Below are 6,447 nucleotides of genomic sequence, written 5' to 3'. Positions count from 1 at the left end.
TCAGGGGTGACGAAGAAAACTATGTAACCTGTTAAGACGATAAAAGAAAGTATACTATTTGCTTGAGTATAGGTTATTACCCATGCGATTGCCCTGAAGCGCGCGCCCTGTGAGCAATACGTTGCCGGAGACGAGAGCCGCTGCGCTCACTCTCGCCTCCGGCAACCACGCGGATGAGCTGCCGCACGGTGGATCGCCGTATGTTCATCTGCAATAGCTTGTTCAATATTCGAGTGACCGCAGCGGCTCTCGCTCGACAACGAGGCGGATTGAGCAATGAAGTATCCTGACGACATAGATTTTTTCTATTTCCTTGAGAATCACGGATGGAGCACATGCTTAATCTTTGTGGAGGGAAAGATCTACCAAATGGGGCCTACGCATATTTTCGAGAACCCGATCGAAGTATTACTCAACAGCATGACTGAGTTACTTCAAGGTGCTAATGAAACTGAATTTGTGTGGCATGATGAACCAGGAGAGTACAAATGGTCCATAAAGCGAAATCTGGAGCAAAAGCACAAAATATTAGTTTCAATCACTGAATGCACCCAAGTAAATACATTTGATAAACCAAAATTGGAAACACTAGATTTTGAAGTGAAACTAAAATTATTCTCCATTTGTATACTGCGGCAAATGGAGAAAATTAGAGATCTTATGTCGGAAAAAAGCTTTAAAGAGCACCGAGATGGTGATTTTCCGTATAGCAAGTTCGAAGAATATAAATTAGCTCATGAGCAAGCCTGCTCATAACAAAGTGCTGCTAGGGACAAACCTACGCTGCGCTACGGTTTGCCCCAGAGCACGGCGTTCATGGCGACTTCGTCGCCATGAATCGCGATGCTGACTGCGTCAAGCACCGCGATTATGTTTTGAATTTTATACAATGCAAAATGAAAGAATAGACAAATCTAATCTACATGCGACTGTGGCTATGGATGTTTGTGGGGTATTTTTCATAGCTGTAGCTTTGATGTTATTCATTGCAGAATCAAACAGAGTTGCATTCAATATTTTGGGCGCAAGCTTCTTCAGTTTTTCATTTGCTGCCACACCTGGTTCTATTTTTCGGTCTTTTGGAGACCAGAAAAGGACATCATACACGAAATTATCGAAGGTGTTGTTTTCTATCGGTTGGTTAATGTTGGTAGTATCAACGATTATTTACTTTATGGAGTGAACATAACGTGCGTGTGCACCAGACCGGAAGGGGCGTACGCCTATGCCATTAACCAATTTTGGCGATTCCTGGCAGCCCATAGCATCGATAGTTACTATACAGCCCTTAATTTCAAATAGTTCCAGGAGTTGTGGAATTGCGTTGATCTCATTGGATTTTTCATCGGTCTTGACCTGTCCCAATACGAGTCCATTTTTTATTCCCCAGGCACTAACCATATGGATAGCAGCCTTGCCCGATCTGGAATCGTAGGACCGCCTCAAAGTTTTCCCGTAAATAGGAACTATTTCACCATCAGTTACCTTCACAGTTGAGCGCACCTAGCTCAAGAAGCACTCTTGAAAAGACTTGGCATTTATACAAGATAATACCCGTCGAAAAGTATCATGTCCCGGAATGCCGTTTGGCAGCTCCAAGAAATTGGAAAACCATTCCTGCTTGGCTTTCCCGAAAATCTCTATTTGATCCCAACCTGATACACCACCAATTACACCGCAAATAGCGATGATAACGATATCACTGAGTAGATGCCGACTCTTCCCTTCAACTCTTGGATCTTTTAAGTTCTCGAAATGTGTGGCAATGTCTGGCTGTACTGTATTCATAACCCTTCTCTGTATTGATGTTTTTTTTGAAGGGTGTGCATATAAACTATACGAATATAAGTGAATAACAATCTGATTTAATGAGATTTTTATTTAAACGCAGCCTCCGAAATAATGTCTTAAATACACCTTACTGTGACATTTTCGTGCGCTTGCCCTGGCTACGATCCGAAGAGGCAAGACCATATTTCTACGAAGGTCGCTTATATTGATTAGGAAATGATTGGTCAGGTAAATATTTTTTTCGTAAGGATTTAAAAGGCAATGCAAATTTGGGTTTTCATGTTCATCCATCAAATCGCAAGCTGGGAATCGCGACCACTCTTTCAAATGATGCCTTAAAAGATGCTCAATCTAAAGGAAGCAGTCTATTCTATATCATGACCAATAAAGACAATTACCCAGCCATTGCTATTGCAAGAAAATTGGGTTTCGATCCAGTTGGAAATAAATTTGCGAAGAACAATATCACTATATTCAAAAAACAACTATGACCGGAAAGGCCAAAAACCAGGTGAACTTGACCGGGCTAAACGACGCGCCCGCCAAGTTACCCGCACGTTAAACCAATATTAAATTGCTTCTCTCCATAACTGTCTGAAAACAACAAAATGCGTACACATATCTCTCTTTCAATCATCCTGTTTACCTTAACCATTCTCTCCGCCTCACTTCTTTTTGGGGCTGATTATGAATTCACACCGGTTCCACAATGGGTTGCGCCACTCCAAGCGACACAGCAGGACAGCACTCCCCGGGAAGACCATAGCGGCGGTGTCGCTTACCTTTTAACCGATTATCAAATCAAGGTAGAAAAAAACGGACAGGAAAAGTTTTGTCATTATTCAGAAAAAGCTCTCAATCCTACTGGTGTCCAGGAAATCTCACAGATAACTATTGATTTCGATCCGCTCTATGAATCTATTATGCTCCATTCCTTGAAGATACACAGGAAAGGAACGGTCCTCGACAAAATTGATACAGCCAGGTTAAGCATTTTGCAACGGGAGGAAGATCTCGACTACCAGATTTATGACGGTTCGAAAACCCTCAGTATCCTTGTTGAAGATGTCCGGGTGGGAGACTCTATCGAATACAGTTATACAATAAAAGGGGCCAACCCTGTTTTTGAAGGCCATTTTGCAAAGAGCCTGCGTTTCGGATGGTCCGTTCCGGTCTCCCGCTGTCACTACCGACTGCTGTGGCCATCATCCCGCCCGCTGTTTATAAAATCCCACGTTTTCAAAAAGGAACCGAACATCGTCAGGAGAGCGGGTATTACCGAATATGTCTGGCTGGAAGAAAATACAGAAGCCTTAAATAAAGATACAGCAACCCCGGACTGGTATATGCCGTACCCCACAGTCTACTTAAGTGATTATAAAAGCTGGTCAGATGTTGTAGCTTGGGCCCTTCCCATGTACAAGAACATCATCAACTCACCCTCATTGCAGTCCGTCATAAAAAACATTACTGAATCCTGCCAATCTGATGAAGAGAGAATTCTTGCAGCTTTTCGCTTTGTCCAGGACGACATTCGTTATCTCGGTCTTGAAATGGGTGAGAACTCACACCGCCCCAACGCCCCTGAAATCGTTATCGAAAGACGTTTCGGCGACTGCAAGGATAAAGCAAGATTACTTGCCAGTCTGCTTAATGGCATGAACATCGAGACCCAGGCTGCTCTGGTGCACTCCTACAGTGGCAGGCACATCCTTAACAGACTGCCTACCCCGCTGGCCTTTAACCATGTCATTACCCTTGTTCGCCACGCCGGGAAAAACTACTGGCTGGACCCTGCCCGTAATTATCAGGCCGGCAAACTGGATCATATCTACCAGCCGGATTACGAATACGCGCTGGTTATAGATGAAAAGAGCAAGGCTCTGACACACATGACATTGGACCTCACCGCTTTGCACTCAAAGAGGGTGGAGGAAACATTCGATATCTCCGATCCCCAAATACCTACGACCTATCGTATCCAAACCTGGATGACAAACTATTATGCGGACGACATGCGTAAATCCCTTTCCGAGTCGAACCTGAAGACTATCCAGCAATCGTACCTCAACTACACGGCCAAAGTCTACCCCGGTAGCCAACTGCTCGAGGAGATGAGAATTGACGATAATGAAAAGCAAAATGTCATTTCCATTAAAGAAGGATATGCAATACCCGAAATCTGGATAGGTGATGATCAGGAAAGTTATGTCAACGCTAATTTTGAGCCGTTTCTCCTTCTTGACCACATCAAAAAAGTCTCCTCACCTATCCGCACGATGCCCTACAGCATCAGTCATCCTGTGCAATATAAACAGTCAACGAAGATTATCGTCCCTCAAAACTCCCTTTTTGAAAACGAAACATTCACCATCGACAATAAGGCATTCCTTTTCACACAGAATATTAGCTATGAGAACAATATACTAAACATTGACTACAGCTACGAATCCCGAAGCGACCACGTCGCGCCGGAAGACATAGACACCTATTCCAAGGATATAAACCAACTACTCAGCCTGGCCGGGTACCAGATTCAACTGCCCAACCCCAAAGTTGAATCAACCTCACAACTTCCCCCAAAAGATGATATCAACTGGCTGATGATCGCGGCAGCATTCATCACAATTATCGGCAGCATTTTACTGCTTCTGAAGTTGATCTACCTCTATGATCCCCTTCCCGGACCAGGGGAACAGGTTGACAGCCAACTGGAAGGACTTGGTGGCTGGCTTATCATACCGGGGCTTGGACTGGTATTTACACCTTTAAGGATTCTGTTCCAGTCACGCGATTTCCTGAATATATTTTCAGTAACGGAATGGGGTCTCCTTGGAAACCAACTGGGATACCGAGTGCAAGCCCTTATCTGCTGTGAATTTTTAGTTAACAGCCTGCTCTTTATCGCCGCATTCTACTTGCTGGTACTTTATTTTAAACGTCGACACACCTTTCCAAAACTCTATATTATTTTTCTGTTATCTGCCCTGATCGTCACTATCGGTGATGAAATAGTCGCCACCATGGTTATACCAGAAGGATTTAGACAAGATGAAGCAGATACTGGTGGGCTGGCACGACAGCTCATCTACACGGTGATCTGGACAAGCTATTTCATCAAATCCAAACGGGTCAAAGCCACATTTACAGAAACCAGAAGAAAAGAAATCACTGAAGAATGAAAAAAAGAATAAATCCCAGGATATCCCTTTAGCAGAACGGGTGCGCTCTAGGAGATTCAATCTTCGCTCTCAGAAATGAGTATCGGAACGCAAAGATAAACACAGGATCTTGCATTTTTATTACTTCATATCAGCGACATACATTACACAACTAATCGTTCGAGACGGTTTCGCCCAAAAAACAGCTCACCGCTCAACTCCACGTTGCCGGAGGTGAGAGCCGATGCGCTCACTCTCGCCTCCGGCAATCACGCGGATGAGCTCCCGCACGGTGGATCGCCGTGTGTTCATCTGCAATAGCTTGTTCCATATTCGAGTGACCGCAGCGGCTCTCGCTCGACAACGAGGCGGATCGAGTGGTCGTGAACTTGCCGCTAGCTTGTTCACGCCGCTCATCCGCGTGGTTCATGGCGCTGGTCAGCACCACGATTACAAATCATACATTGCACCTGGCAATCATAGCCGTCCTCGAAAGACCCCAACTTAATATGTTTCCTGTGCACCTGGCTTGTTGTAACGATCAACAACTGCTTGATTTTACACAATACGGTCTTTTCACGGAACAGATAGAAAAACAGTAAATGTATCGCGAAGGATAACTCAGCTGTCGCTAACAACTTGTGTTAATAATTGTAATAACTATAGAAATTCCGCAACAGCGTTGAGGCTCAGAGGGCCTCAAAAAACAGCTAATGTCCTGCAAAGAATTCTGGATAACCTTAACCTACCTCACAACAACAAGCAACAGATGGCAACCCTCTATAATATCAATAAGTTCACATGCTGCAGACCAGTTACTAACCATAGAGGCTGGAATCTTAACATCCCGCCTCACGTAAAATTTTCCACTATTCAGCGCTTTTTTTGAGGAGAAAATAACCACCTGGCCAGCAGGTATAGTCACAGGGCGACGAGATTATATCTGGCAATATTTACAACGAAAGCCTTTCAAAGAAATGCTTTCTTTGTTTTATCAAGATGATAGAGCTAAAGAGAAATGAAGCATAACTAAAGATTTATATAGGAAGCCTTGACAACCTTTCCGTCAGCCTCAATTCTCACTCATTTTCTGCTCAATTATTGCCCTGATTTTGCCACATCAGGAGAAATGTTAACCCAAATTCGTGACACTGGATCACAATTTATCGCAAATACAGATATTTACCGATTCAGCATGTGCCGTTATGGCACTACTTTTTTTTCTTATTCTGTGAGCAGTTACTTTTTATTCATATTGTTGTCTTCACCTGCTTACCTGGTAGATTTTGCACTCCAAGAGCTGACAAAATTTCCTGTTGGGATGCATCCGGGCGGCTACTTTTTCTCACGTGCACTGTACTGCCGTTCTTACACTTCATTGAAATTGTCATTCTGCACTGGGTAGAAAGAATCTGACGTATGCTTGCCCAGTTACTCACAATACCTGCCTTTTTCAACGTTAGTCGAATCAGATGAACAAGATGGTATGCTAGAA

Annotated in this window: 3 protein-coding genes and 2 pseudogenes; 3 read left to right on the top strand and 2 right to left on the bottom strand. The window is 43.8% G+C overall.

Annotated features, from left to right (window positions below; all coding sequences use genetic code 11):
* Positions 1 to 276: 276 nt before the first annotated feature.
* Entirely contained in the window at positions 277 to 756 is a 480-nt protein-coding gene (locus G493_RS0121940) for a hypothetical protein (protein WP_028582099.1), read from the top strand.
* Positions 757 to 1,167: 411 nt separating this feature from the next.
* Here the strand turns inward: G493_RS0121940 and G493_RS34485 are convergent.
* Positions 1,168 to 1,788, bottom strand: a pseudogene (locus G493_RS34485) (ISAs1 family transposase).
* A gap of 272 nt (positions 1,789 to 2,060) precedes the next feature.
* On the opposite strand from G493_RS34485, the gene G493_RS34925 reads away from it, so the two are divergent.
* A complete protein-coding gene (locus G493_RS34925) occupies positions 2,061 to 2,282 on the top strand; it encodes a GNAT family N-acetyltransferase (RefSeq protein WP_084813717.1) in 222 nt (73 codons plus the stop codon).
* A 117-nt stretch (positions 2,283 to 2,399) separates the two neighbouring features.
* The gene (locus tag G493_RS0121915) at positions 2,400 to 4,973 is read left to right on the top strand and encodes a DUF3857 domain-containing protein (protein WP_028582095.1); all 2,574 of its coding nucleotides are present in this window, start codon (positions 2,400 to 2,402) and stop codon (positions 4,971 to 4,973) included.
* A 1,229-nt stretch (positions 4,974 to 6,202) separates the two neighbouring features.
* Here G493_RS0121915 and G493_RS34120 read toward each other — a convergent pair.
* Positions 6,203 to 6,447, bottom strand: a pseudogene (locus G493_RS34120) (IS1634 family transposase); the annotation flags it as partial.

It is taken from the genome of Desulfogranum japonicum DSM 18378, from assembly GCF_000429945.1.
Taxonomy (GTDB): Bacteria; Desulfobacterota; Desulfobulbia; order Desulfobulbales; family Desulfobulbaceae; genus Desulfogranum; species Desulfogranum japonicum.
Note: the sequence above shows the minus strand (reverse complement) of the source record. Positions and strands in the feature narration are given on the sequence as shown.